Annotated in this window: 21 protein-coding genes; 14 read left to right on the forward strand and 7 right to left on the reverse strand. The window is 63.0% G+C overall.

Annotation, left to right across the window (positions count from 1 at the left end; translation table 11 throughout):
* The first annotated feature begins 109 nt into the window (after positions 1–109).
* Entirely contained in the window at positions 110–811 is a 702-nt protein-coding gene (locus tag OCA5_RS14525; protein WP_012562243.1) for a pirin family protein, read from the forward strand.
* A 164-nt stretch (positions 812–975) separates the two neighbouring features.
* The gene (wrbA, locus tag OCA5_RS14530) at positions 976–1,575 is read left to right on the forward strand and encodes an NAD(P)H:quinone oxidoreductase (protein ID WP_012562242.1); all 600 of its coding nucleotides are present in this window, start codon (positions 976–978) and stop codon (positions 1,573–1,575) included.
* 149 nt (positions 1,576–1,724) lie between these two features.
* Here wrbA and OCA5_RS19525 read toward each other — a convergent pair whose 3' ends face one another.
* The gene (locus OCA5_RS19525) at positions 1,725–2,150 is read right to left on the reverse strand and encodes a DUF3175 domain-containing protein (RefSeq protein WP_244396148.1); all 426 of its coding nucleotides are present in this window, start codon (positions 2,148–2,150) and stop codon (positions 1,725–1,727) included.
* A gap of 81 nt (positions 2,151–2,231) precedes the next feature.
* Here OCA5_RS19525 and OCA5_RS14540 point away from each other — a divergent pair, with 81 nt between their 5' ends.
* The gene (locus tag OCA5_RS14540) at positions 2,232–2,969 is read left to right on the forward strand and encodes a haloacid dehalogenase type II (RefSeq protein WP_012562239.1); all 738 of its coding nucleotides are present in this window, start codon (positions 2,232–2,234) and stop codon (positions 2,967–2,969) included.
* A 10-nt stretch (positions 2,970–2,979) separates the two neighbouring features.
* On the opposite strand, the gene OCA5_RS14545 is transcribed toward OCA5_RS14540, so the two are convergent.
* On the reverse strand, positions 2,980–3,216 hold the full coding sequence (locus OCA5_RS14545) for a DUF3297 family protein (protein WP_012562238.1): 237 nt from the start codon (positions 3,214–3,216) through the stop codon (positions 2,980–2,982).
* Positions 3,217–3,610: 394 nt separating this feature from the next.
* Between OCA5_RS14545 and tkt the strand changes: the two genes are divergently transcribed.
* Genes tkt through OCA5_RS14580 form a run of 7 tightly spaced genes read left to right on the forward strand, consistent with a single transcriptional unit; the run spans position 3,611 to position 13,211 of the window.
* A complete protein-coding gene (gene tkt, locus OCA5_RS14550; RefSeq protein ID WP_012562236.1) occupies positions 3,611–5,707 on the forward strand; it encodes a transketolase in 2,097 nt (698 codons plus the stop codon).
* Positions 5,704–8,547, forward strand: a complete 2,844-nt coding sequence (locus OCA5_RS14555) for a bifunctional transaldolase/phosoglucose isomerase (RefSeq protein ID WP_012562235.1) — start codon at positions 5,704–5,706, stop codon at positions 8,545–8,547. The genes tkt and OCA5_RS14555 overlap by 4 nt, the downstream gene beginning before the upstream one ends.
* 9 nt (positions 8,548–8,556) lie before the next feature.
* On the forward strand, positions 8,557–9,591 hold the full coding sequence (gene gnd / locus OCA5_RS14560) for a phosphogluconate dehydrogenase (NAD(+)-dependent, decarboxylating) (protein WP_012562234.1): 1,035 nt from the start codon (positions 8,557–8,559) through the stop codon (positions 9,589–9,591).
* Between the two features lie 14 nt (positions 9,592–9,605).
* The gene (gene zwf / locus OCA5_RS14565) at positions 9,606–11,132 is read left to right on the forward strand and encodes a glucose-6-phosphate dehydrogenase (protein WP_012562233.1); all 1,527 of its coding nucleotides are present in this window, start codon (positions 9,606–9,608) and stop codon (positions 11,130–11,132) included.
* A gap of 2 nt (positions 11,133–11,134) precedes the next feature.
* Positions 11,135–11,872: a 6-phosphogluconolactonase gene (gene pgl / locus OCA5_RS14570; RefSeq protein ID WP_012562232.1), complete on the forward strand. Its 738-nt coding sequence runs from the start codon at positions 11,135–11,137 to the stop codon at positions 11,870–11,872.
* Positions 11,869–12,411, forward strand: a complete 543-nt coding sequence (locus tag OCA5_RS14575) for a gluconokinase (RefSeq protein ID WP_012562231.1) — start codon at positions 11,869–11,871, stop codon at positions 12,409–12,411. Before pgl ends, OCA5_RS14575 begins: the two co-directional genes overlap by 4 nt.
* On the forward strand, positions 12,408–13,211 hold the full coding sequence (locus OCA5_RS14580) for a Cof-type HAD-IIB family hydrolase (RefSeq protein WP_012562230.1): 804 nt from the start codon (positions 12,408–12,410) through the stop codon (positions 13,209–13,211). The genes OCA5_RS14575 and OCA5_RS14580 overlap by 4 nt, the downstream gene beginning before the upstream one ends.
* A 5-nt stretch (positions 13,212–13,216) precedes the next feature.
* Here the strand turns inward: OCA5_RS14580 and OCA5_RS14585 are convergent, their stop codons facing one another.
* Complete coding sequence (locus OCA5_RS14585; protein ID WP_013913319.1) at positions 13,217–15,025, reverse strand: glycoside hydrolase family 15 protein; 1,809 nt, start codon at positions 15,023–15,025, stop codon at positions 13,217–13,219.
* A gap of 152 nt (positions 15,026–15,177) precedes the next feature.
* Positions 15,178–15,879 (reverse strand): PAQR family membrane homeostasis protein TrhA, encoded by a 702-nt coding sequence (gene trhA, locus OCA5_RS14590; protein ID WP_012562228.1) that lies wholly within the window; start codon positions 15,877–15,879, stop codon positions 15,178–15,180.
* Positions 15,880–16,045: 166 nt separating this feature from the next.
* Between trhA and OCA5_RS14595 the strand changes: the two genes are divergently transcribed.
* The 3 genes from OCA5_RS14595 (at position 16,046) to OCA5_RS14605 (ending at position 19,138) form a co-directional block, all read left to right on the forward strand.
* Positions 16,046–17,512: a YcjX family GTP-binding protein gene (locus tag OCA5_RS14595; RefSeq protein ID WP_012562227.1), complete on the forward strand. Its 1,467-nt coding sequence runs from the start codon at positions 16,046–16,048 to the stop codon at positions 17,510–17,512.
* Positions 17,509–18,579 carry a YcjF family protein gene (locus OCA5_RS14600; RefSeq protein ID WP_012562226.1) on the forward strand — a complete coding sequence of 357 codons (1,071 nt, stop codon included), beginning with the start codon at positions 17,509–17,511 and terminating at the stop codon, positions 18,577–18,579. The genes OCA5_RS14595 and OCA5_RS14600 overlap by 4 nt, the downstream gene beginning before the upstream one ends.
* 358 nt (positions 18,580–18,937) lie before the next feature.
* On the forward strand, positions 18,938–19,138 hold the full coding sequence (locus OCA5_RS14605; protein WP_012562225.1) for a cold-shock protein: 201 nt from the start codon (positions 18,938–18,940) through the stop codon (positions 19,136–19,138).
* A gap of 196 nt (positions 19,139–19,334) precedes the next feature.
* Here the strand turns inward: OCA5_RS14605 and OCA5_RS14610 are convergent, their stop codons facing one another.
* The 3 genes from OCA5_RS14610 to OCA5_RS14620 all read right to left on the reverse strand — a co-directional run bounded on the left by OCA5_RS14610 (position 19,335) and on the right by OCA5_RS14620 (position 21,401).
* Positions 19,335–19,580, reverse strand: a complete 246-nt coding sequence (locus OCA5_RS14610) for a hypothetical protein (RefSeq protein WP_012562224.1) — start codon at positions 19,578–19,580, stop codon at positions 19,335–19,337.
* Between the two features lie 120 nt (positions 19,581–19,700).
* Complete coding sequence (locus OCA5_RS14615) at positions 19,701–20,468, reverse strand: hypothetical protein (protein WP_012562222.1); 768 nt, start codon at positions 20,466–20,468, stop codon at positions 19,701–19,703.
* A gap of 57 nt (positions 20,469–20,525) precedes the next feature.
* Positions 20,526–21,401: an N-acetylmuramoyl-L-alanine amidase gene (locus tag OCA5_RS14620; RefSeq protein ID WP_013913320.1), complete on the reverse strand. Its 876-nt coding sequence runs from the start codon at positions 21,399–21,401 to the stop codon at positions 20,526–20,528.
* A 23-nt stretch (positions 21,402–21,424) separates the two neighbouring features.
* Here OCA5_RS14620 and OCA5_RS14625 point away from each other — a divergent pair, with 23 nt between their 5' ends.
* A complete protein-coding gene (locus OCA5_RS14625; protein ID WP_012562220.1) occupies positions 21,425–22,495 on the forward strand; it encodes an iron ABC transporter substrate-binding protein in 1,071 nt (356 codons plus the stop codon).
* Positions 22,496–22,498 lie beyond the last annotated feature (3 nt).

Genomic DNA, 22,498 nt, shown 5'->3' on the forward strand with positions numbered 1-22,498 from the left:
AGGTTTATTTTTAGAAACGATGAATTTCAATAGTTTCTATTTTTAGATCATACGAAGCGGCCTAGATCATCCTCATCGAAATCGCTGACCCCAGCCAACGGAGGATGACATGATCGAACTGCGTCCCTTCAATTCGCTCGGCGGTGCCAACCACGGCTGGCTCAACGCCAAGCATCATTTCTCGTTTGCGAGCTACTATGACCCCGACCGCATGAGCCATGGCGCACTGCGCGTCTGGAACGACGACGAGATCGCGCCGAATTCCGGCTTCCCGCCGCACCCGCATTCCGACATGGAGATCATCACCTATGTCCGCGAAGGCGCGATCACCCATCAGGACAGCCTCGGCAACAAGGGGCGGACCGAGGCGGGCGACGTGCAGGTAATGAGCGCGGGCTCCGGCATCCGGCACGCCGAATATAACCTCGAGCCGGTGACGACCCGGATCTTCCAGATCTGGATCGAGCCGACCGAGCAAGGCGGCCAGCCCTGCTGGGGCGCCAAGCCGTTCCCGAAGGGCAACCGCTCCGGCAGGTTCGTGACACTCGCAAGCGGCTTCAAGGATGATGCCGACGCGCTGCCGATCCGTGCCGAGGCGCGGGTGCTCGGCACCACGCTCAAGGCCGGCGAGAGCGCCGATATCACGCTCGGCGATAACCACCAGGGTTATCTCGTGCCCGCAACCGGCGCGGTCGAAGTCAACGGCGTGCGCGCCAATGCCCGCGACGGCGTGGCCATCAGCAATGAGGCGGCGCTGCGCATCACCGCGCTCGCCGATACCGAGCTCGTACTGGTGGAGACGGCGCAATGATCGATCTGCTGATCGTGATGCCCGTCGTCACTGCAAGCATCCGCAACCTGTTCGGGCGCGCGCTGGTCTGCCGCTCCCACCTGCAACGCTAACCGACATGTCGTGGCCTCCGTGGCCACGACATCCTCCTCATTCAACCCCAGCATCTTCATGGAGAACTTCCGATGACCAAGGTCCTCGTTCTTTATTATTCCGCCTACGGCCACATCGAGGCGATGGCCAATGCCGTTGCCGAAGGCGCGCGCGAGGCCGGCGCCAGCGTCGACATCAAGCGCGTGCCTGAACTGGTGCCCGCTGAAGTCGCCAAGGCCGCGCATTTCAAGCTCGATCAGGCCGCACCGGTCGCAAAGGTCGAGGATCTTGCGAATTACGACGCCATCATCGTCGGCACCGGTACGCGCTTCGGCCGCATGTCGTCACAGATGGCAAACTTCCTCGATCAGGCCGGCGGCCTGTGGGCCAAGGGCGCACTGCACGGCAAGGTCGGCGGCGCATTCACTTCGACCGCGACCCAGCACGGCGGCCAGGAGATGACGCTGTTTTCGATCATCACCAACCTTCTGCATTTTGGCATGGTGGTCGTCGGTCTCAACTACGGCTTTGCCGGACAGATGGGCGTGAAGGAAGTGACCGGCGGCGCACCTTACGGTGCGACCACGATCACTGATGGCGACGGCTCGCGCTTGCCAAGCGAGAACGAACTCAATGGCGCGCGCTATCAGGGCCGCACCATCGCCGAGACGGCGAAGAAACTGCACGGGTAAGCATCAGCTCCAAACCCTAAAGTCATTGCCGGGCTTGACCCGGCAATCCATCTTGAAAAGAAGCATTTCTTGTTCGATGGATGCCCGGGTAAGCCCGGGCATGACGGTCTTTTTGCGCGACACCTCCCGTGCCACGCAACGCCGAATAGCTACGCCGCCCTGCCGAAGGCCTTGCGCAATTCGCCCTTGGCGGCTTCCAGCTTCTTGCGGCGCGTGGCCGGCAGGTTCTTGCCCGCACGGTTGATGTAGAACACCAGCATCGACATCGCCGAGCGATACGGATCGCTCTTGCGCCGATGGCTTTCCTCAGCCGAGCGTTTCAGCGAGCGCGCGATCGCCTTCGGGCTATCCAGCTTGAAGACATTCTTCTTCAGATCGAAGGCGTCGCTTTTCTCGGTCACGTGCTTCGACCATTTCTTCACAGGCCGCTTAGCATGATGCGTCTTGGCATGACGCCCACTGCTCTTGCGCGCACCCGCCCGCCTCGCTGTGGATTTACTACTTGCTTTGCGCGCATGAGTGCCACGCGATTTTGATGACGCCGTTCGTTTGCGCCGTGTCACGGTTTTTGCCATGGTTTGCGTCCTTCCGCGAATGGAACGACGCTTCAACGCGGCACCCGGTATCAGGTTCGGCTTTCGTAAAACGGACTTTCCATGACCATCAAAGCTTTCGTCTTCGACGCCTACGGCACACTCTACGATATCCAGTCCGTCGCCACCGTGACCGAGGAGGCTTTCCCCGGCTATGGCGACATCATCACGCAGATCTGGCGCATGAAGCAGCTCGAATACACCTGGCAGCGCAGCATGATGCAGCGCTACGCAGATTTCTCCGTGGTGACGCGGGAATCGCTCGTCTACTCGCTGAAGCTGCTCGGCCTCACATATTCCGATGATGCGTTTGAACGCATCATGGACAAGTATGTCCATCTCGACCTGTATCCGGATGCCAAGGCGGCACTCGCAGCGCTGAGCGGCTACAAGCTCGCCATTCTCTCGAACGGCAGCAGCGGGATGCTGAACGATCTCGTGAAGAATACCGGCCTCGACCAGGTGCTCGATGCCACCATCAGCATCGACAGCGAGCGCATTTTCAAGCCCGCACCGCAGGCCTACACGCTGATCGAAAAGAAACTCGGCATGAAGCCGAGCGATGTGATGTTCGTCTCGTCAAATCCGTTCGACGTCGCGGGCGCGAAATCCTTCGGCCTCAACGTCGCGTGGATCGAGCGGGTCACGCCGCAGGCGATGGCAGCCGAGTTCAAGCCCGGCGCTCCGGTTGCGCCCGTTACGATGTTTAAGGCCGTACGCACGCAGATGGACGAACTGGGATTTTTACCGGACCACCGTATCCGCGCCCTTGCCGAGTTGCCGAAGGTCGTCGGAAAATAAGCCGCTGCGCTCAGCTTTTGAAATACGGCTCGACGGTGCCGGAGAATTTCATCGTCACCGGATTGCCGTGACGATCCTTGGCCGAGCCGACCGCCATCCGTACCCAGCCCTCGCTGACGCAATATTCCTCGATGTTGGTCTTCTCGACGCCCTTGAAGCGTATGCCGATATCGCGCGACAGAACCTTCTCGTCGTAGAACGGGCTGTTCGGATCGACCGACAGACGGTCGGGAAGCTCATCGCTCATCTTGAATTGCCTCTAAACTTTGAAACCTTCGTGCCATCACATCGCGCACCGCGCATGACGGTCTTGCGCCGCGTCCTGCCGTTACGCACCGCAACGGTAAATGTCAAAACGGCAATTGGCCGCTTTTGAAATAATACATCGCGAGAAAGCCGATCGCCAACCCGATCACGACACCGAGTGCCACCCGCATGCGCGCCTCCTCCGTGAATTTTCGTCCGGGCCTCATGATCGCATGCGCCGCAAAACGTCAAGCGGGCCGCCTTTCACAACGCCGCGACGGTACCCGCAAGGGGAACCTTCCCGTCTTACATCCGTTTCATTCGAGGTCTAGCTTTGCCGCCGGGGGGCGCTGCGGCCGAAGCAGGACATCTCAGCCATGCCGGGGATAACTCCAATGGATGCACCGCGCTCGACATCGGATGATCGGCCACGCGCCCCCGGCAATATCGATCAACTCTGCATCAATACCATCCGCACCCTTACCGTCGATTCCGTGCAGAAGGCGAATTCCGGCCATGCCGGCGCGCCGATGGGGTTGGCGCCGGTCGCCTATACGCTGTGGCAGGAGGTGCTGCGTTACGATCCGACCGAGCCGCTGTGGCCGAACCGCGACCGCTTCGTGCTGTCCTGCGGCCACGCGTCGATGCTGCTCTACGCACTGATACACCTGTCCGGCATCAAGCGGCTGAAGGATGGCAAGGTCACGAACGAGCCTGCAGTGTCGCTCGACGACATCGAGCATTTCCGCCAGATCGACAGCGTCACGCCGGGCCATCCCGAATACGGCCACACCACCGGCGTCGAGACCACCACCGGCCCGCTTGGGCAGGGTTGCGGCAACAGCGTCGGCATGGCGATCGCCTCGCGCTGGCTTGGCGCACATTACAATCGGCCGGGACACACCGTTTTCGATTTCAACGTCTACACCATCTGCAGTGATGGCGATCTGATGGAGGGTGTCGCCTCCGAAGCCGCCTCGCTCGCCGGCCATCTCGGGCTCGACAATCTGTGCTGGATCTACGACAGCAACACCGTCACCATCGAAGGCCACACCGAGCTTGCTTTCGATGAGAACGTCGCGGAACGTTTCCGCGGCTATGGCTGGCACGTCACCAATATCTCGGACGCCAACGACTGCAGCCGCACCCGTGCCACGCTGGAAGAATTCCGCGAGACCAAGGGCCGTCCGACTCTCATCATCGTCAACAGCGTGATCGGCTACGGCGCGCCGGACCTGCAGGGCACTTCAAAGATTCACAGCGACCCGCTTGGCGCCGAGGAAATCCGAAAGGTCAAAGCCTTTCTCGGCTTTCCGGAGGACAAGGATTTCTACATCCCCGACGGCGTTCTGGAGCGCTTCCGTGAGGGCATCGGCCAGCGCGGCGCGGCGGCACGGGCGGCGTGGGAAAAGAACTTCAGGGATTACGCCGCGACCTACCGCCACGAAGCGACGCAGATCGAGCGCTGCCTGAAGCACGAGTTGCCGGAAAGCTGGGCCAGCGCGCTTCCCGTCTTCAAGGCTGATGCCAAAGGCATCGCCACCCGCGAAGCGTCCGGCAAAGTGCTGAACGCCATCGCCGAGGAATTGCCGTGGGTGCTTGGCGGCGCCGCCGACCTCGCGCCCTCAACGAAAACAAAACTTACGACTGAGGGCATGGGCGCGCTGGAGAAGACGACGCCGGGTGGACGCAACATGCATTTCGGTGTGCGCGAACACGGCATGGGCGCGATCGTCAACGGGCTCGGCCTCTGCCACCTGCGGGCCTATGGCGCGACGTTCCTGATCTTTTCGGACTATATGCGCCCGCCGATCCGCCTTGCCGCGCTGATGCGGCTGCCAGTCTTCCACGTCTTCACCCACGATTCGATTGGCGTCGGCGAGGATGGCCCGACCCATCAGCCGGTCGAACAGCTCGCGAGCCTGCGCGCCATTCCCGGCCTCGTGACGCTGCGGCCTGCCGACGCCAACGAGGTGAGCGAGGCGTATCGCGTGATCTTCACCCTGAAGGACACGCCGGCCGCGCTGATCCTGAGCCGCCAGCCGCTGCCGATTTTCGATCGCGGCAAATATGCTCCCGCCTCCGGCCTCGCGCGCGGCGCCTACATCATGGCGGATGACGGCGGTGAGCCGCAGGTGATCCTGATCGGCACCGGCAGCGAGGTGCAATTGTGCGTCGCCGCCTATGAAGAGTTGAAAACCCGCGGTCTCCGTGCGCGCGTCGTCAGCATGCCGTCCTGGGATTTGTTCGAGAAACAGGACAAATCCTACCGTGACACCGTGCTGCCGCCGCGCATCACCGCGCGGGTGACGGTGGAGCAAGGCTCCACCATCGGCTGGGACCGCTACGCAGGCCCTTCCGGTGCCATCATCGGTATGCATACTTTCGGCTCGTCGGCGCCGCTGAAAGATCTGTTGAAGAAATTCGGCTTCGCACCGGATAAGGTTGTCGAAGCGGCATTGCGTCAAATCGAACAGAACAAGGCATCATGAATCCTCTCAAAGAATTGCAGACACATGGCCAGTCGATCTGGCTCGATTTCCTCGCGCGCGGCTTTATCGCCAAGGGCGACTTGAAAGCCATGGTCGAGCGCGACGGCGTGCGCGGCGTCACCTCCAACCCCTCCATTTTCGAAAAGGCGATCGGCAGCAGCGACGAATACGATGCCACCTTCGAGAAGCTTCTCAAGGGTGGCGACCGTTCGGTGATCGACCTTTATGAAGCCGTCGCCATCGAGGATATCCAGAACGCTGCCGACGTGTTGAAGCCGACCTATGACGAACTCGACGGCCGCGACGGTTTTGTCAGCCTCGAGGTCTCGCCCTATCTCGCACGCGACGCCGAAGGCACCCTCACTGAGGCACGGCGGCTGTGGCAGGCGGTCGGCCGCGAGAATTTGATGGTGAAGGTGCCGGGCACACGCGAGGGCCTGCCCGCAATCGAGCAGCTCACGGCGGAAGGCCTGAGCATCAACATCACGCTTCTGTTCTCGCAGAAGGTCTACGCGCAGGTGCTGGAAGCTTACATCTCGGGCCTGGAGAAATTCGCGGCCAAGGGCGGCGACATCTCCAAGGTCGCGAGCGTCGCCTCGTTCTTCGTGAGCCGCATCGACACCGCGGCGGATCGGCAGATCGACGACAAGATCGCCGCTGCCAACGATGAGGAGCGCAAGGCGCATCTCGCCACGCTGAAAGGCAAGGTCGCGATCGCCAACGCTAAGCTTGCCTACCAACACTACAAGGGCGTCATCACCTCCGAGCGCTGGAAGGCGCTGGAAGCCAAAGGCGCGCGCGTGCAGCGCCTGCTTTGGGCCTCCACAGGCACCAAGAACAAGGCTTATAGCGACGTTCTCTACGTCGAGGAGTTGATCGGGCCAGACACCGTCAACACCGTGCCGCCGGCCACGCTCGATGCCTTCCGCGACCACGGCAAGGTGCATGATACGCTGGAAGAGAATCTTCCCGAGGCTGCGCAGGTGCTGGCCGATCTGGCCGACGCCGGCATTTCGCTCGATTCGATCACCGATCATCTCGTGCACGACGGCGTGCGGCTGTTCTCCGAAGCCGCCGACCAGTTGCTCGGCGCAGTCGCGGCCAAGCGCGCGCGGATGCTGGGCAAGAAGATCGATACACAGGCGTTCTCTCTCGGTGACGACCTCACCCACACCACCAAGGCGCTCACCGACGACTGGCGCGCCGAAGGCAAGGGCCGCAGGCTATGGAAGCGCGACGCTTCGGTGTGGACCGGGCATGACGAAGCCAAATGGCTCGGCTGGCTCGATGCGGTTGCGCGCGAACAGAATTCGCTGCGGCTCTATCAACGCTTTGCCGACGCCGTGAAGCGCGCGAAGTTCACCGATGCCGTCGTGCTCGGCATGGGCGGATCGAGCCTCGGGCCGGAGGTGCTTGCCACCACCTTCAAGCAGGCGAAGGGTTTTCCGAAACTGCACATTCTCGATTCGACCGATCCCGCGCAGGTGAAGCGCGTGGAGAAATCCATCAACCTCACCCGCACGCTGTTCATCGTTTCCAGCAAATCCGGCGGCACCACCGAACCCAACGCGCTGATGGATTATTTCTTCGCGCGCGTGGAGAAGGTCAGCGGGCAGCAGCCCGGCGTGCATTTCGTCGCCGTCACCGATCCCGGCTCGTCGCTGGAGAAGGTCGCGCACGAGCGCGGCTTCATCCATGTCTTTCATGGCGGGCCGAGCATCGGCGGGCGTTATTCAGTGATCTCGCCGTTCGGCCTCGTACCTGCGGCCGCAGCCGGTATCGATCTCAAGAAATTCTTGGAATCGGCGGGCGCAATGGCGCATGCCTGCGGCGCGGATGTGCCGCCGCACGAGAACCCGGGCATCCAGCTTGGCCTCGCGCTTGGCGCAGCGGCCCGCGCGGGCCGCGACAAGGTCACGCTGTCGGCGTCACGCCAGATCGAGGATTTCGGCGCATGGACCGAGCAGCTCATTGCCGAATCCACCGGCAAGAATGGCCGCGCACTGATCCCGCTCGCCGATGAGCCACTCGGCAAGCCCGACGTCTATGGCGCCGACCGCGTGTTCGTCGATCTCGCACTCAACGGCGACACCTCGCGCGAGGCCGCACTCGCCGCACTCGAACGGGCGGGCCACCCTGTCATTCGCATCGCGGTGACGGATGCCACCCATATTGGTCAGGAGTTCTTCCGCTTCGAGATCGCAACGGCGGTTGCGTGCAGCGTGATCGGCGTCAATCCGTTCGATCAGCCGGACGTCGAGGCCGCCAAGGTCAAAACGCGCGAACTCACCGCCGCCTTCGAGCGCGACGGCACGCTGCCGGAGGAAACGCCGCTTGTCACCGATGGCAACCTCTCGGTCTACACTGACGACAACAACGCCGAGGCGCTACGCGAAGCGGGTGCGGACGGCACCGTGGCGTCGTGGCTGAAGGCGCATTTCGCGCGCATCGAGGCCGGCGATTACGCCGCCCTGCTCGCCTATATCGACCGCAACGACAAGGATGTCGCCGCAGTCCAGAAGGCGCGCATCGCCATCCGCGATGCCAAGCGCGTTGCGACCTGCGCAGGCTTCGGGCCGCGCTTCCTGCACTCCACCGGGCAAGCCTACAAAGGCGGACCGAACACCGGCGTGTTCGTACAGATCACCGCGGACGACGCGAAAGATCTCCCGGTGCCGGGGCAGAAGGCGAGCTTCGGCATCATCAAGGCCGCGCAGGCGCGAGGCGATTTCGGCGTGCTCACCGAGCGCGACCGTCGCGCGCTGCGACTTCACATCAAGGGCGACGTCGGAAAGGGACTTGCCGCCATCAACGCCGCGGTGGCGCAGGCCCTGTCGTAAGGAGGTTTCATGCAGATCGGACTCATCGGCCTGGGCCGGATGGGTGGCAACATCACGCGCCGCCTGATCGAGATGGGCAAACACGAGGTCGCCGTGTTTGACATCAATCCCGACGCGGTCGCCGAGTTCGCCCGTTATGGCGCGATCGCCACCACCTCGCTCGACGACGTCGCCTCCAGGCTGAAGCCGCCGCGCACGATCTGGGTGATGCTGCCTGCGGGCAAGATCACCGAAGACACGATCCACGCGCTGTCCTCCGTTCTGGAGCGCGGCGACACCATCATCGATGGCGGCAATACCTTCTGGCAGGACGACGTGCGTCGCGCGCAAGCGCTTGAGGAAAAGGGTATCCACTACATCGATGTCGGCACCAGCGGCGGCATCTGGGGTCATGAGCGTGGCTACTGCATGATGATCGGCGGCGACAAGGCCGCCGTCGACCGGCTCGACCCGATCTTCGCAACGCTTGCGCCAGGCGAGAGCGGCCTGCCCCGCACGCCGGGCCGCGACGACCGCGACCCGCGCGCCGAGCAGGGCTACATCCATGCTGGTCCCGTGGGCGCGGGTCATTTCGTCAAGATGGTGCATAACGGCATCGAATACGGTCTGATGCAGGCCTATGCCGAAGGCTTCGACATCCTCAAAAATGCCAACATCGAAGCGCTGCCGCCCGAGCATCGCTTCGACATCGACCTTGCCGACGTTGCGGAAGTCTGGCGGCGCGGCAGCGTGATCTCGTCGTGGCTTCTCGACCTCACCGCATCCGCGCTCGCTCGTAACCAGACGCTCGATCAGTATTCGGGCTTCGTGGAGGATTCCGGCGAAGGCCGCTGGACCATAGCGGCTGCGATCGACGAGGCGGTGCCGGCCGAAGTGATTACTGCGGCACTGTTCGCGCGTTTTCGGTCGCGCAGGGAACACACCTTCGCTGAAAAGATCCTCTCCGCGATGCGCGCCGGCTTCGGCGGCCACAAGGAGCCGCAGCAGCACCCCGACGCGCCCGGCGCCAAGGCGCCCGAAAAGCTCAAGCCCAAAGATGACTAAGCAGGAGCTTGCGTATGATGAATGCCGATACCGTGAACGCACGCGCGCGAATTCCGGATTCCTGCTGCTTCGTGATCTTCGGCGTCACCGGCGATCTTGCCCACCGGCTGGTCATTCCCGCACTCTACAATCTGGCGGAAGCAAACCTTCTGCCTGAAAAATTCTGCGTCATCGGCGTCACCCGCACCGAGACGCAGAGCAAGACGTTGAAGACCGAGTTGATGAGCGGGCTCGAAAAGTTCGCGACCCGCCCGGTGAAGCAGGACGTGGCCGACAAGCTGTTCGGCTGCCTCACCGCGATCCATGCCGACCCGAACGATCCTCAATCATTCGACGCACTGAAAGCCGAACTGAAGCGGGTGTCGGAGGATGGCGACATCACTAACCACCTGTTCTATCTCGCGGTGCCGCCCGGTGCGTTCAAGCCGATCAGCGAAGCGCTCGGCAAGAACGGGCTCCTCAAGGAGAGCAAGGGCGCGTGGCGGCGTCTGGTGATCGAAAAACCGTTCGGCACCGATCTGCAATCCGCGCGGCAGCTCAATGCCGATCTCATTCGCCTCGTCAACGAACATCAGATCTATCGGATCGATCATTATCTCGGCAAGGAGACAGTGCAGAACATCCTGGTGCTGCGCTTCGCCAATGGCATGTTCGAACCGATCTGGAATCGCAACCATATCGATCATATCCAGATCACGGTGGCGGAGACGCTTGATGTCGGCCGCCGTGGCAGCTTCTATGAAGAGACCGGCGCGCTGCGTGACATGGTGCCGAACCATCTGTTTCAGTTGATGGCACTGGTGGCGATGGAGCCGCCCTCGCGGTTCGACGCGCACTCCGTGCGTTCGGAGAAAGGTGAGGCGCTGGCCGCGATCCAGTTGCAATCGGAATCCGAAGCACTGAGGAATTCGGTGCGTGGCCAATATCTCGCAGGTCGCATCGGCGACCGGCAGGTCGGCTATTATCGCCAGACCAAGGACGTCTCACCCGACAGCACGATCGAGACCTATGCCGCGCTGAAACTCACTATCGACAACTGGCGGTGGGCCGGCGTGCCGTTCTATCTGCGCACCGGCAAGGCGCTCGCCGCCAAGCGCACCGAAGTCGCGATCCGCTTCAAGCAAGCACCATTCTCGATGTTCCGCACCACCGAGGTGGAGCGGCTGTCGCAGAACTATCTCGTCATCGGCATCGAGCCGACCGAGGGCGTCACGCTGCAGTTCAACACCAAGGTGCCGGGACCGCAGGTGACGATCGACGGCGTCGAGATGAAATTCAAATACAAGGATTACTTCCGCGCCTCGCCTAACACCGGCTACGAGACGCTGCTTTACGATTGCATGATCGGTGACAACATCCTGTTTCAGCGCGCCGATGGCGTGGAGGCCGGGTGGGCTGCGGTGCAGCCTTTTCTTGATGCCTGGAAGAAGGCGGGCGCGAAGGGGCTTGCGATGTATCAAGCGGGCACTGACGGCCCCGAGGAAGCGCACGAATTGCTGGAGCGTGACGGTCGCCGCTGGCGCGCCATTATCGGGGATTGAGCATGGGACGGCCGCACGTCATCGTCGAGGCAGATACGGCTGCATTGGCGGGCCGCGCGGCGCAGCGTCTCGTCGCACGAGTGACGGAGAACAATGGCCTCTGTGCGATCTGCCTTACCGGCGGTTCGACGCCGAAGCGGCTGTATGAATTGCTGGCAACACCGGAATGGCGCGCGCGGCTGCCATGGGAGCGCATTCACTGGTTCATCGGCGACGACCGTTTCGTGCCGGAGAATGATCCGCTCAGCAATATCGGCATGGCGCGCCTTGCGTTTCTCGATGCCTGCGCACCGCCAGAGACGATCCATCCGATTCCAACCGATACGGCCTCGCCGGACGAAGCCGCGCGCCTTTACGAGGCAACGCTTCGTGATTTTCAGGCCCATGCCCGCACCAGCGATGCTCCGCTATTCGATCTCGTGCTGCTCGGCGTCGGCCCGGATGGGCACATCGCCTCGCTGTTCCCCGGCTACCCTGCAGCCACCGAGACCCAGCGCTGGGTCGTCGGCGTACCGAAAGCGAACGTTGCGCCGTTCGTGCCGCGCGTCAGCCTCACACTGCCTTGTCTCGCACAATGCCGCGAAATGCTGCTGATGGCGTCGGGCGCGGAGAAGCGTGCAATCCTCACACGTGTGTTCGCGGGCGAAGACCTGCCGGCCGCGCACGCCTCGTCCAAGCGTGGCGACACGATCTGGCTGATCGACAAGGCCGCGGCGCCCGACATTGGCGAGGCGCCATGACATCGGACGCTAACATCAAGATCATCATCGTCATGGGCGTCTCGGGATCAGGCAAGACCACCATCGCGCGGGCGCTGGCGAGCCGCATCGGCTTCGCTATGCGGGATGGCGATGACGATCACCCGCCCGCGAATATCGCGAAAATGAAAGCCGGTTTTCCCCTGACCGATGAAGACCGCCTGCCCTGGCTGAAGACGATTGCCGATACCATCGAACGCCACGCGGAGAACGGCCCGCCGCTCGTCATCGCCTGCTCTGCGCTGAAGCGCGTCTATCGCACCCTTCTCGTGCATGGCCGCAAAGATGTGCGCATCGTGTTTCTGCAGGGAAGCGTCGAGTTGATCGCACAACGCCTCAAACGCCGCGGCGGGCATTTCATGCCGCCCGCGCTGCTCGAAAGCCAACTCAAGACGCTGGAGCCACCGCAACCGGATGAGTTCGCCATCAGCGTCGATATCGATGCATCCGTGGAACGGATCGTCGACAAAATCGTCGCCGCCCTCGATCTGCCCGACACCTCAAGAGTGAGAACACCATGACCTCGATCCGCCTCGTCGTCTCGGATGTCGACGGTACGCTCCTCAACCCGGACAAGCAGTTGACGCCAGCCGCCATCGCCGCCGTGCACCGCCTGCATGCGCACGGTGTCGCCTTCACCGCCGTCAGCAGCCGCCCGCCGTTCGGCATGCGGATGCTGATGGCGCCGCTGAAGCTGATGCTTCCACTGGGCGCGTTCAACGGCAGCATGATGTTCGAGCCGGGCGGCGCCACGCTCGAAAACCACACCATTCCCCACGATGCCGTCAATGTCGCGATTGAGTTGCTCACCGCCCGTGGGATCGATGTCTGGCTGTTCACCACGGAGCGCTGGATCATCCGCCGCAGCGACGGACCCTATATCGAGCGGGAACGGCGCGCGATCGCCTTCGAGCCGGACGTCGTCGATACCGGCGCGCCGCTGCCGGAGAATATCTGCAAGGTCGTCGGCGTCAGTGACGACTTCGAGCTTCTCGCCGCGTGCGAACCGGAGATGAAAGCTGCGCTCGGCAAGGCCGCGCATGTGACGCGCTCGCAGAATTATTATCTCGACGTCACCGCACCCGGAGTCGACAAGGGCACCTTCGTGGAGGCGATCGCCAGCCGGCTTGAAATTCCGCTGAAGGACGTGGCAACCATCGGCGACATGGTCAACGACCTGCCGATGTTTCTCAAAAGTGGCGTATCGTTTGCGATGGGTAATGCCGGCGACGCCGTGAAGTCGCGCGCGACCTACACTACCGCATCGAACGCCGAAGACGGCTTTGCGAAGGCGATGGATCGGATACTCGAACTCGCCTGAAGCCGTTAATCCTTCCGCGCGCGCTGCACAGCGGGCTTGTCGGGATGAAGTGCGGCGAAAATGTTCTGCGCGGTGTTGATGATCGCGATGTGCGTCAGCGCCTGCGGGAAATTTCCGGTCTGACGCCGCAGGATCGGATCATACTCCTCCGATAACAGCCCAAGATCATTGGCGATGCCATGGACCCGCAGATAGAGCTCGCGTGCATCATCGACACGGCCGAGCAGCACATAGGCGTCGGCGAGCCATAGCGTGCAGGCGAGAAACGCTCCTTCGATCGGCTGCGCCTCGTTGTCGTGCACCTCCTGCGGATCGTGCCGCAGCACGAAGCCGCCACGCATCATCCGCCGTTCGATCGCGGCGATGGTGCCGATGATGCGTGGATCATCCGGTTTCAGAAAGCCGACTGCGGGGAGAAGCAGTAGGCTCGCATCAAGCAACTTCGATCCGTAGGATTCGACAAAGGTATTTTCCTCTGCGTCGAAACCATTGGTGCAGATGTCGGCGTGAATGCGATCGCGGAGCACGCGCCATTCTTCCACCGGACCTTTCTTGCCGAATTTCTCGACGCCGAGCACGGCGCGGTCGAACGCCACCCAGCACATCACCTTGGAAAATACATAATGGCGGCCGGGGCCGCGTCGCTCCCAGATGCCGCAATCGGGCTCGGTCCAAACCTTCGCGAGGTGCTCCAGGAGCGCAAGCTCCACTGGCCAGGTATCGCCGTTCAATTCGATCCGGTTGACACGAGCCTGATAGAAAGCGTCCATCAGCTCTCCGTACACGTCGAGCTGCAATTGCGCATGCGCAGCATTGCCGAAGCGCACCGGCCGCGAGTTCTCGTAGCCCGGCAGCCAGTCGGCCTGCCATTCGAGAAGGCGGCGCTGGCCTGTGATGCTGTACATGATCTGCATATCGGCGGGCGAACCCGCGACCGAGCGCAACAGCCACTCGTGCCAGGCGATCGCCTCTTCGGCATAGCCACTGTCGATCAGCGCAAGCAGCGTGAAGGTCGCGTCCCGCAGCCAACAAAAGCGATAATCCCAGTTGCGCGCGCCACCGATCTTTTCCGGCAATGACGTAGTCGGCGCCGCAACGATGCCACCGGTTGGCGCATAGGTCATGGCTTTCAGCGTAATCAGCGAGCGCTGAATGAATTCGCGATGCTGACCCTTGAAGTTGCATCGGGAGGACCACTCACGCCAGAACGTCTCGGTCTCCTCCAGCGCGGCCTCGATATCGATCGGCTCCGACACCGGAAGATGCGAGGGGTCATAGGTCATGACGTAATGGTACAACTCGCCTTCACGCACCTTGAAGTCGGAGACCGTCGTCATGCCCTCGCCCTGCATGTCGAGATTGCTGCGCAACACCACCATGTCGGGCCCGGCAATCGCTTGCAGTGTGTCGTCCTCGAGCCGCCGCACCCACGGAACCTCGGAGCCCGAGCCGAAACGCAGCAGCAGCTCCATCCGCATCTCGACGACACCGGCATCGCCACGCACCATGCGTACAATATCGGAGGCCTCGCCACGTGGCGGCATGAAGTCGATCAGGGTGCAGGTGCCGCTCTCGCATCTGAATGTCGTTTCCAGGATGAGCGTCTGGTCGCGATAGGCGCGCGTGACGCTGTAGGTCTCGCTCGCGGGCGCGATCTGCCAGCGACCGTGCTCGGGGGTCCCGAGCAGCGCAGCAAAACACGCATCCGAATCGAACGTCGGCCAGCACAGCCAGTCGATCGAGCCATTGCGGCTGACGAGTGCGGCGGTGAGGCAATCTCCGATCAGCGCATAATCTTCGATGGGAGACGGCAACACGAACCTCGCTCAGGGGGAAGGAAACCGCGCCGAACGGCGCATCCGGATACACCGATGCAACGACAGGCACTCAGGCATGGGAAGGATTAACGCACACGCATCGTTTTCGTTGCACGCGCAGTCTGCCACGCAACGTCGACGATGCAAAATCAGCTACTGACGAGCACGGTATCGAGCACCGCACTGTAGTGGCACGCCGCCGCGACCAGCACGAAGCCGTGCCAGATTGCGTTCTGGAAACGCAGCCGCTGCCAAGCATGGAAGATTACACCGACCGAATACACTACACCGCCGATTGCGATCAGCCACAGCGTGGTATGCGTGAGCGAGGCCGCAATGGAGTCATAGGCAACGAGACCACTCCAGCCGAGCGCGAGGTAAAGCGCCACCGCGAGACGGTCGAACCGGCCGGGAAACACCACCTTGAGCGCGATGCCGATGAGGGCCACCGTCCAGACGCCCGCGAGCAAGACGAGGCCAAGCGTGTGGTCGTTCATTTGGGCGAGAAACGGGGTGTAGGTCGCCGCGATCAGCACATAGATCGCGGAATGGTCGAACCGGCGCAAAATCCATTTCACCGGCGACACCGGCCAAAGATTATAGACCGCCGAGAACGCCAGCATGGCAATGAGCCCGGCAGCATAGATCGAGACGGTAACGAGATTGAGTGTCGACGCTGTGAGGCCGGCAAGCACGATCAGCGCGGCGACGGCAACGAGCCCGAGCGATAGGCCGGCGACATGCACAACGCTGTCGGCGATCAGCTCGGCCCGATCGTAGGTCCAGTGGAACACCCCGCGCCCGGGCATCTCCGGCAGGGCCACCAATTCTTTCAATCGAAAGATCGCCATACGCAAACCACTCAGCAACAGCCCAATTCTACGCCCCGCTCCCCAACAAAATCCTACCACCGCACTGTGACGGCTCAATATCCGGCCAATCCCGCGCTTGATTTCAGGTTCCACCGTTGCCAGCTTTGGTGGATGCACCCATCCTGCCTCCCCGTTTGATCGAATTATGGCACCGAGCCTTTCCGGGATTCTCGACGACCTGACGCTGTCGGCGCGCGCGCTCGCCGATTACAGCGAGAGCCTGTTCAACCCGACGGTGCGGCTCGGCGTCACTGGCCTGTCGCGCGCGGGCAAGACGGTGTTCATCACCGCTCTCGTGCACGGCTTTTTGCGCGGCGGGCGCTTTCCCGTGTTTGAATCGCTCTCCAGTGGGCGGATCGCGCGGGCACGGCTCGCCCCGCAGCCGGACGACGGTATCCCCCGCTTCGCCTATGAGGCGCATCTGCGCACCCTGATCGAGGAGCGCCTGTGGCCGCAATCGACCACCGACATCAGCGAATTGCGGCTCGCAATCGACTACCAGCGCGAGAACGGCGCGATGCGCACGCTGACGCTCGACATCGTCGATTATCCCGGCGAATGGCTTCTCGACCTGCCGCTGCTGCACAAGAGCTACGAGCAATGGTCGGCGGAAAGCCTGAAGCTGTCGCGGCAGAGCCCACGCGCTGCGCTCGCTGCGCCTTGGCACGCGCACCTCAAAAGCCTCAACGCAACCGATCTTGCCAACGAGGCGGCCGCGGTGACGGCAGCCAAACTCTTCACCGACTATTTGCGCGCCTGCCGTCAGGAGCAGTTCGCGATGAGCCTGCTGCCGCCCGGCCGCTTCCTGATGCCCGGTGCGCTGGAGAATTCCCCCGCCCTCACCTTCTCGCCGCTCGACGTGCCCGAAGACGGCACGCCGCCTGCAGACTCACTGTGGGCGATGATGCGCCGGCGTTATGAGTCCTACAAAGACATTGTGGTGCGGCCGTTCTTCCGCGATCACTTCGCCCGACTCGACCGCCAGATCGTATTGGTCGATGCGCTCGCCGCGTTCAATGCCGGGCCGGAGGCGCTGCGCGATCTCGAAGGCGCACTCGCGGGCATTCTCGATTGCTTCAACACCGGACGGCGCACGCTGTTCAGTATGATGTTTCGCCCACGCATCGACCGCATCCTGTTTGCCGCGACCAAGGCCGATCACCTTCACCGCACCAGCCACGACCGGCTGGAGGCAATCCTGCGGCGGATGGTGGACCGCGCCGCCTCGCGCGCGGAATTCACAGGCGCCGCCACCGACGTCGTTGCGCTCGCCGCCGTGCGCGCGACCCGCGAGGCGAGCGTTGCGCATCACGGCGAGACGTTGCCCTCGATCATCGGCACCCCGATGCCGGGCGAGATTTCGGGCGGCGAAACCTTTGACGGCGACAGCGAGGCCGCAACCTTTCCGGGCGATCTGCCGGATACGCCGGACGACCTTTTCGGCCGCGACGGTGCGTTTAAAGGCTCAAGCTCCGCACCACCGGGCGAGACCGATTTCCGCTTCCTGCGCTTCCGCCCGCCGCGGCTCGATACCGCGCAAGGCGAGCCGGCGCTGCCGCACATCCGCCTCGACCGCGCGCTCCAATTCCTGATCGGAGACAAACTGCAATGAACGAGCGCAGCCCCCCGCGCAAACCCGTCTCGTTCCGGCTCGACGATCCGCGCGTGACGCTCACCGAGGCGGGCGAGAGTGCGCGTGCGCCGCTCGGCGGCATCCGCATCACGCCGGAGCCCGATGCGGCCACGCTGCCCGCGCCGATCGAGGCTACTCGACAACGCCGCCGGCGCTTTCCCTGGGGCGGGCTGTTCTGGAGTGCACTCGGCGGCCTCGTGGTGCTGGGGCTCGGGCTAGGCGCGGCGCAACTGATCGAGGATCTGTTCACGCGCAGCGAGACGCTGGGTTTTGCCGGCCTCGCGCTTGCAGCCCTCTGCGCGCTCGCCTTCGTGGTGATTGTCGCGCGCGAAGCCTTGGCGCTGGCGCGGCTCGACACCATCGAGCAGTTGCATGCGCGTGCTGACGCCGTGCTCGTCTCCGACGACCGCGCCGCGAGCGATACCATCGTCCGCGATCTCCTCAAGGTCGCGCGTGACAACCCGCAGCTCGCCCAGGCCCGCGCCGCGCTGCAGAGCCATACGCACGATATTATCGACGGCGCCGACATGCTGCGGCTTGCCGAGCGCACGCTGATGGCTCCGCTCGATCAGGAAGCGCGGCGGCTGATCTCGAGCGCCGCCTCCCGCGTTTCGCTCGTCACCGCCATCAGCCCCGGCGCGCTGATCGACATGCTGTTCGTGTTCGCCGCCGCCCTGCGGCTGGTGCGCCAGCTCGCGCGGCTCTATGGCGGCCGTCCCGGCGCGCTCGGGATGTTCAAACTGATGCGACATGTGATCGCACATCTCGCCGTCACCGGCGGTATGGCGGCGAGCGACAGCCTGATCCAGCAGATGCTCGGACATGGCGTTGCAGCAAAGCTCTCCGCCCGGCTCGGCGAGGGCGTTCTGAACGGCCTGCTCACTGCACGCCTTGGCCTTGCCGCCGTCGACGTCACGCGGCCGCTGCCATTCTCGGCACTGCCGCGCCCCGCGCTTGGCGACCTGGTCAAGGATCTGATGCGCCGGGCCGATCCGACCGCGCGGATCGAGGCGAAAGCCAAGCCAGAGAGCCCTGAGCGCGACTGAGCCTCTTTTGCGAGCAAAGCGCAAAGAACAGCGCAGAACGGCCCCTGCCGGCCTCGCAAGCCGCTCGATTTTGCAAGCACGTGCTACCTTCGCGGTTGCGTCAAAAACCTCATGACACACCGTAGCGATAATTGACGTTTATCAAAGCAAGTGCCGCTCCCATCATCATTCTTCGGCGGCGCGCCTGCCATACGATGGTTTCTTTGCATTGCAATATACGCGTCAAACGCGACGTGATGCGCGACTGCTCTCGGCTCCTGCGAAGCTTGGCGCTTTACCAAGGAGATAAAACGCGTATCGTGTGCGCCGCCGGCCGTCCTCGGGGGCACCGGCAGCATATTTTTCTGGAGAGTGATGAATGGCTAAAGGCACTGTGAAGTGGTTCAACCCGACCAAAGGCTACGGGTTCATCCAGCCGGCAGGTGGCGGCAAGGATGTGTTCGTGCACATTTCGGCGGTTGAAAAAGCGGGCCTGTCTTCGCTGAACGAGGGACAGACAATCGAGTTCGAAGAAGTCGCGAACCGCGGCAAGACATCTGCGGAGAATCTAAAAGTCTGATCCCGCCTCTCGCGAACCAGATCATCCTTTCCGGTTCGCACTTAATCCGGCACAAGATCGTACATCGACGCCAATAACAAAACGACTAGGCACGTCGCCAGAGGCCATCGCCGCACCACGGCAGATTGGCCTTTTTTATTGCCTGTATGTTTGATTGTCCGTCGTCATGGCCCGGCGTTCTGCCGGCCGCACGCGCTCAGTAGGAGCACGGCCCCATCATGCAATCCTCGAGCCTGCGCCACGCGCGCGGCGTCATCCGCGGCATACGCGGATTGTAGCTCGAGCAATCGCTCGCCTTGTCGCCCGGCGCCAGAACCCCGCCGCAATACGGGCAAGCGTTGTCGTTGGCATAGCCGAGCGAGATATCATCCTGCGCATCAGGCACCTCTGCAGCGAAGAACCTGACGACATTGTCTGAAGAGAAAAACGGATCGCCCGTCATACATGCACCTCGTGATCGATGAGGCGCACGATGCCAGCAAGATGATGCTGGAGCGTTCAAGCGAAGGCTCAAATTTTAGCGGAGTTTCCAGACTGGAAATTTACGCCGCGGTGAGAGTTCCTATCGCGCGACGATCAGGCCGCGGCTGGTGACGACGACCCAGCGGCCATCCTGCCGGCGGATCGCATCGACACGGCCGACGCCGGGCAGCGGATCGCCGGCATAAACCTCGAACAGGCCCTGCCGTCCTTCGATCAGCGCGCCGCCATTGCGGACATCGCGGACCACCCACCCATCGATCGTCGGCAGGCGACCGATCTGCGGCGCCGCCTTGGCGGGAGCGGGAGCCGGCGCAGCCACGGGCGCGGCAGGAGCCGGGATGCTTCCGGTCACATCGGCGGATTTCAGCTTTTCGAGCGACTCGCCGAATTTCGCGAGTTTGCTGGCATTGGCCTTGGCCGCGCTCTCGGTCGAGGTCTTCAGCGACTGCAACTCGGCATTCACCTGCGCCAGCGCATTGTCGATCGCGCGGTTGCGCTCGGTGACGGCAGCGGCCGCCTTCTCGTCCTTGGCAAAATGCCCAAAGCTGAACCAGGCGGTGCCAGCGCTGCTCAGCGCGCCGATCAACGCGGCAACGCCGATCATCAGGATCATCGACGGGAACCGCCGCTCGGCCTGCGGCTGCGGCGGAACGTCTCCGAATACGATGTCTTCCCAGGAATCCTGCTGGGGCAGGCGCTGCAGCGTGATGTCGCGCGTGGGAGCTTCCGCCGCGTGAGCCTCATTTGCGGCGCTCTCGGCATTCTCACGGCCGGCCGGGACAAGCTCCTGCCCTCCGGCGGACGACTGCGAATTGCCGGAATGGTGAGTGTTATCCTGCTCGTTCATGGTCCTGATCCCAAAGCTGTTTGACACTTTGGTAACCATGAATTGTTTGAGGAATCGTTACGCTCCGACGACCAGCGCCTGTCGCGCCGCAAGAAGTCGGCGCAGTGTCTCGATGCTGGAGCGATCGACCTTTCCGTCACCCCGCGCGGGCCGGAAATGCCGCTGGAAGGCAGCCACCACAGCCGCCTTCACCTCGGGCGGGTCGGCGGGTGTGATGCCATAGCCGTAGCCCGCAAGCGCACCGATGAAGGCCGCAGCCTCGCCCGCATCTGCCTCAGCACCAGAGGTATCATCGAGCGGCGCAGGCTCGACCCACAGCCCGACGCCTTCCGCCGCCAGCCTCCCCCAGGGAAACCATTCACCCGGGTCCTGCTTGCGCGTCGGTGCGATATCCGAATGCGCCAGCACCTGATCGCGCCGAATGCCATTGCGCGCGAGGATATCGCGGCAGAGCGCGATCACGGCCGCGATCTGCGGATCGGGATAAGGCGGGCAATCCCCGTCATGCCCCGGATTGACGATCTCGATGCCGATCGAGCGCGAGTTGATGTCGCTCGCGCCCCGCCAGCACGACACGCCCGCGTGCCAGGCGCGCTTCTCTTCGGCCACGAGTTGAACGACCTCGCCATTCTCGCGCACGACATAGTGGGAGGAGACCTTGGCCTCCGCATCGCACAACCTTGCCAGCGCGGCGTCCTCTTCGGGCATGCCCGTGTAATGCAGCACGATGAGTTCGACCGGCGCGCAGCGTTCGTCGAGATTCGGCGACGCCATGACGCTTGAGGCGAGCGGTGAATCGGCAGTGAAGGGAGAAGCCATCGCGCCATCAAGCCGCGACCGCACCACCACGTCAATGGCTTGGGCCTGCGGCTGCGGCACCCGTTCGGCTGACTCGTACAGGCTTTTGACATATAACGGGAAGCGAACGGCCATCCGCAGGCCATCCGGGAGTCTCGATGACACATACCGGCCGCCGCCGCGCCCTCGGCGCTCTCAGCGTCTTTGGTGCCCTTATCAGTTTTCTTGCCCTGTCGGTCTGGCAGGCGGTGCCCGCTGCTGCGCGCACCGTGACCGACTCGGCTGGCCGCAAGGTCGATATCCCTGATGCGATTACGCGCGTGTTCGCCGCCGGCCCGCCTGCCTCGATCGTCCTCTACACGCTCGCGCCACAATCCATGATCGGCTGGGCCCGCACGCCGCGCGAGACACAGAAACCCTATCTTCTACCAGCCACTCACGCGCTGCCCGAACTCGGCCGCCTCACCGGGCGCGGCGACACGCTCAATCTCGAACGCCTCATTGCTGCCAAACCCGATATCATCATCGACTACGGCACCATCAACGATACCTACCGCTCGCTCGCCGACCGCGTGCAGGCGCAGACCGGAATTCCCTATCTCCTGATCGACGGCCGGTTCGAGAACGCGCCGACGACGTTGCGGCTTCTTGCCGATATCCTCGGAGTGAAGGAACGAGGCGAGATGCTGGCGCGCATCACTGAGGGCATTCTCGCCCGTGTCGACAAGACCATCGCCGATATTCCGGCGGACAAGCGTCCGCACATCTATCTTGCGCGCGGACCGGAAGGGCTGGAATCCGGATCGAAAGGCTCGATCAACACCGAGATCATCGAGCGCGTCGGCGGCATCAACGTGGTCGAAGGCCTGCGCGAAAAAGGGGGCATCGTGCGCGTGTCACCCGAGCAGGTGATCACATGGGCACCCGACACCATCATCACGCTCGATCCCGATTTCAAGAAAGCCGTCGCACAGAAGCCGGAATGGAAAGCGGTGCCGGCCGTTGCAAAGGGCCGCGTCTTTCTCGCGCCCGGTTTGCCCTACGGCTTCATCGATGCGCCGCCTTCGGTGAACCGCTTCGCGGGCCTGATCTGGCTCCTGCACACACTCTATCCGGATCGGACCGACGGCAATCTGCGCAACGAGATCCGCACGTTCTACAAGACATTCTATCAGGTCGATCCGAGCGATAGCGAACTCAACGCTCTGCTCAACGGCGCGGGAGGCTGAGCC

This window comes from Afipia carboxidovorans OM5 (assembly GCF_000218565.1).
GTDB lineage: Bacteria > Pseudomonadota > Alphaproteobacteria > Rhizobiales > Xanthobacteraceae > Afipia > Afipia carboxidovorans.

Bases quoted from the DNA above. Each gene is read 5' to 3' on its own strand.
- pgl (WP_012562232.1), top strand. From the start codon at position 11,135: ATGGGACGGCCGCACGTCATCGTCGAGGCAGATACGGCTGCATTGGCG.
- OCA5_RS14545 (WP_012562238.1), bottom strand. From the start codon at position 3,216: ATGAGCGATGAGCTTCCCGACCGTCTGTCGGTCGATCCGAACAGCCCG.
- tkt (WP_012562236.1), top strand. From the start codon at position 3,611: ATGGATGCACCGCGCTCGACATCGGATGATCGGCCACGCGCCCCCGGC.
- OCA5_RS14540 (WP_012562239.1), top strand. From the start codon at position 2,232: ATGACCATCAAAGCTTTCGTCTTCGACGCCTACGGCACACTCTACGAT.
- OCA5_RS14525 (WP_012562243.1), top strand. From the start codon at position 110: ATGATCGAACTGCGTCCCTTCAATTCGCTCGGCGGTGCCAACCACGGC.
- gnd (WP_012562234.1), top strand. From the start codon at position 8,557: ATGCAGATCGGACTCATCGGCCTGGGCCGGATGGGTGGCAACATCACG.
- OCA5_RS14580 (WP_012562230.1), top strand. From the start codon at position 12,408: ATGACCTCGATCCGCCTCGTCGTCTCGGATGTCGACGGTACGCTCCTC.
- OCA5_RS14620 (WP_013913320.1), bottom strand. From the start codon at position 21,401: ATGGCCGTTCGCTTCCCGTTATATGTCAAAAGCCTGTACGAGTCAGCC.
- OCA5_RS14595 (WP_012562227.1), top strand. From the start codon at position 16,046: ATGGCACCGAGCCTTTCCGGGATTCTCGACGACCTGACGCTGTCGGCG.
- OCA5_RS14575 (WP_012562231.1), top strand. From the start codon at position 11,869: ATGACATCGGACGCTAACATCAAGATCATCATCGTCATGGGCGTCTCG.
- OCA5_RS19525 (WP_244396148.1), bottom strand. From the start codon at position 2,150: ATGGCAAAAACCGTGACACGGCGCAAACGAACGGCGTCATCAAAATCG.
- zwf (WP_012562233.1), top strand. From the start codon at position 9,606: ATGATGAATGCCGATACCGTGAACGCACGCGCGCGAATTCCGGATTCC.
- OCA5_RS14610 (WP_012562224.1), bottom strand. From the start codon at position 19,580: ATGACGGGCGATCCGTTTTTCTCTTCAGACAATGTCGTCAGGTTCTTC.
- trhA (WP_012562228.1), bottom strand. From the start codon at position 15,879: ATGGCGATCTTTCGATTGAAAGAATTGGTGGCCCTGCCGGAGATGCCC.
- OCA5_RS14605 (WP_012562225.1), top strand. From the start codon at position 18,938: ATGGCTAAAGGCACTGTGAAGTGGTTCAACCCGACCAAAGGCTACGGG.
- wrbA (WP_012562242.1), top strand. From the start codon at position 976: ATGACCAAGGTCCTCGTTCTTTATTATTCCGCCTACGGCCACATCGAG.
- OCA5_RS14600 (WP_012562226.1), top strand. From the start codon at position 17,509: ATGAACGAGCGCAGCCCCCCGCGCAAACCCGTCTCGTTCCGGCTCGAC.
- OCA5_RS14625 (WP_012562220.1), top strand. From the start codon at position 21,425: ATGACACATACCGGCCGCCGCCGCGCCCTCGGCGCTCTCAGCGTCTTT.
- OCA5_RS14615 (WP_012562222.1), bottom strand. From the start codon at position 20,468: ATGAACGAGCAGGATAACACTCACCATTCCGGCAATTCGCAGTCGTCC.
- OCA5_RS14555 (WP_012562235.1), top strand. From the start codon at position 5,704: ATGAATCCTCTCAAAGAATTGCAGACACATGGCCAGTCGATCTGGCTC.